Below are 1,631 nucleotides of genomic sequence, written 5' to 3' on the forward strand. Positions count from 1 at the left end.
GGGTGAAAATTGGCGAAAAAATCAAAGATGTTGAGAATATGCTTTTGGACAAAGCAGATGCGTTTGACACCATAGATTACGTGTATGTTGTTGACAATGATGAAGTGTTGAAGGGTGCAATTTCCATCAAAGAGGTCCATGCTTCCAACAAAGATGCTAATGTTGAAGAAATCATGAAAAAGAAGTTGGTTTTTTCGCATCCTTTGACACATCAGGAAAGAATAGTCTATCTCGCCCTCTCGAACAAGATAAAAGCAATACCAGTTGTTGACAGAGAAAAACGTCTCCTTGGAATCGTGCCCTATGATACTATTCTCCAGATATTCAATGAAGAAGTCCGTGAAGACATTTTCAAATTCGGTGGCATTTTTCACAAGGTTGGAAAGGAGTATACTACAATCAAATCTTCTGCCGGGACAATGATAAAAACGAGGCTGCCTTGGCTAATAATAGGAGTTTTGGGAGGAACAATCACAGCCTCCATAATAAGCAGTTTTGAACATGTTTTGAATACCTTGCTGGCTCTGGCAGCGTTTGCCCCAGTTTTGGCATATCTAAGCGATGCTGTTGGCACGCAGTCAGAAACCCTAACTGTTCGGGCCATAGCGTTAGACCCAAAGCTCTCCTTGAAGGCCTATTTTGTCAGGGAATTTGCCGTAGCACTTGCTCTTGCGTTAGCATGTGGATTGCTGCTTTCAACAATTGCCCTTCTAGGTTGGCAAAACTCGGTGCTGGGGCTTATTATCGGGTTTTCCATGTTCTTAAGTATAATTTCTGCGGTCTTTATTTCAACAGGCTTCCCTTTCCTATTCAAGAAGGTGAACTTAGATCCGGCTATTGCATCTGGACCCTTTGCAACAATGATAAGTGATGTAGCTACTGTAACGATATACTTCAGCGTAGCTTCGCTTCTACTGGCGTTTTTCGGTTTAATGTAGCAATGGGTTTTTCTCGAGAATTCTTATCTTTCGAAGCTAAGGAATTGTGCTGATAAGTAGATGAGTTGTTTTCTAGAAGTTTCTTCAAAGATAGGTGGTTAAGCTTTGAGTTGAGTTGCTATCTTCTTTCCGAATTCTTTGCATTTAGGGAGCTCGCCATCTGTGATGGGGCCTTTCATTCCGTCAACTCTTATTGATAGGCCAGAAGCTATTATCTTCAGGCTAGGAACCTTTTCACCGATTCTCTTCTCCATTTTCTTCATTGCCTTTTCGAAGTCTTTTCCCATATAGGTGTCGAAAACAGCGATCCACTTGGCTTTTAAGTCAAGTTTGCCAAGTTTATCGATAAGCTTTTTGATACCGCCGACAGGTCTTCCCCCGTGATTTGGCGACCCTATCAATATTGCATCATAATCAGCCACCCTTTCAAGGTCGACTTCCTCGACATCGCTGATGGTGGTTTCTATTTCTTCGACTTCTCTCATTCCCTCCACGATCGTTTCTGCTACAAGCTTTGTGTTGCCATACTTTGTGTCATAAACGACAAAAACTTTCACCAAGAGTCATCTCTCCATCAAGTTCTTCACTTTATGGTAGTTAATGCTCCTTCTTTTAGGTTTTTGACTTGTGGAAGAAATTTTGATAGACAAAATTGGACTGGAATGGATGCATGGAAAGAGATATATGGCTAAA

The 1,631-nt window shown here is 41.4% G+C and carries 2 protein-coding genes; one reads left to right on the top strand and one right to left on the bottom strand.

All coding sequences use genetic code 11. The features are described from left to right. Window positions 1-938 (top strand): magnesium transporter (locus tag OEX01_09735; protein ID MDH5449264.1); only part of this gene is annotated, 938 nt, incomplete at its 5' end. 98 nt (window positions 939-1,036) lie between these two features. Here OEX01_09735 and OEX01_09740 read toward each other — a convergent pair. Continuing rightward, entirely contained in the window at window positions 1,037-1,495 is a 459-nt protein-coding gene (locus tag OEX01_09740; GenBank protein MDH5449265.1) for a flavodoxin domain-containing protein, read from the bottom strand. Between the last annotated feature and the right edge of the window lie 136 nt (window positions 1,496-1,631).

The sequence above is a fragment of the Candidatus Bathyarchaeota archaeon genome (assembly GCA_029882535.1).
In the GTDB taxonomy this organism is placed as follows: Archaea; Thermoproteota; Bathyarchaeia; order Bathyarchaeales; family SOJC01; genus JAOUKM01.